Genomic DNA, 1,091 nt, shown 5'->3' on the forward strand with positions numbered 1-1,091 from the left:
TAAAGGTTTCCCAATCTGCCGTACTATAGAGTAACGACAGATCAGGGATTCTTCCGTGGACGTCCTCTCGGACACTTCGGTTTCTGTTCCTGTGGCTCCTTTTTCGGCCGTCCTCGTTTCTTCGGCTCAGGCCCCGGAACCGACGTTGATAATCCAAGAGCTTCAAGCTCTTCGAATACACAATTAATAGTGTGAACCCAACAACCGTCATCCGAGTTTGGCGGTTCGGGAGCATCCACCATCCGCCATGCGGAACTGAGATCGTCCATAAGATCTTTGTAGGACATCTTGTTCAACAGGCCGGTTTCCCTGGCTTTAGCAATCAGCCGGCAGGTGGTAAGCGTAGCTATAAAGTTGATGAACTCGGAGCCCATGAGGGAGAAATCTCCCTGTACATTGGTCCGGTCAAGACATTGATCGTTCTTGTACTGACGGAACACAAGTTCCAGTATCCATCGTTCATCGTAACAGAGGTAAGCTGTTTTCGGATCCATATCCAGATCCGATTCGAAAACAATAACGCCAAAGACGCTGCGTTTGTTTTCATACTTGCTGCTGGTGAAGTCCTTGTTCTTCTCCCGGCGGGCAAGGTAATCCGCTTCCTCAATGGCGGCTTTTCTCGCAGATTTATAAGCGTACAGATAGCGGCCGCCCTTGATGCAGGATTTTTTGTAAAGGACATGGTCTCCGATCCCTTCGAGGACTCCGTCAAAGGTGAGCATGTCGTTGCTGCTGATCCGGGAATCATTCCTCTTGATGGGTGTGAGGAAGTGGAGATCCGGACGGCCGCCCAGTTCCTGAATGATCCGGACGGGCGGAAACCCTTTATCCGCGATAATGATGCCGTTACGAATGTCATTATCCAGGATAAAGGAGCGGTAAGAGACCGCATCGATGCTGTTGCCTGGAAAGACTTCCGCGCAGATCGGTTCCATGGCTTCTATGTCGTAGGCATAGATGACAGATACATCCTTGCAGCCCTTGACCCGGGCTTTGTAGGAGAAAGCTGACAGATCATTGACGGTACTGGTGTCCTGCTTGAGCATCCCGTCGATCGCGACGTGGTGATCTGCCACGACTCTCATGGTTCG

Annotated in this window: 1 protein-coding gene; it reads right to left on the bottom strand. The window is 51.1% G+C overall.

All coding sequences use genetic code 11. The features are described from left to right. Positions 1–41 precede the first annotated feature (41 nt). On the bottom strand, positions 42–1,091 hold a 1,050-nt coding region (locus E0E20_RS13775; protein WP_130838736.1), incomplete at its 5' end, for a transposase.

This window comes from Lachnoclostridium sp. Marseille-P6806, assembly GCF_900625025.1.
GTDB lineage: Bacteria > Bacillota > Clostridia > Lachnospirales > Lachnospiraceae > CAG-791.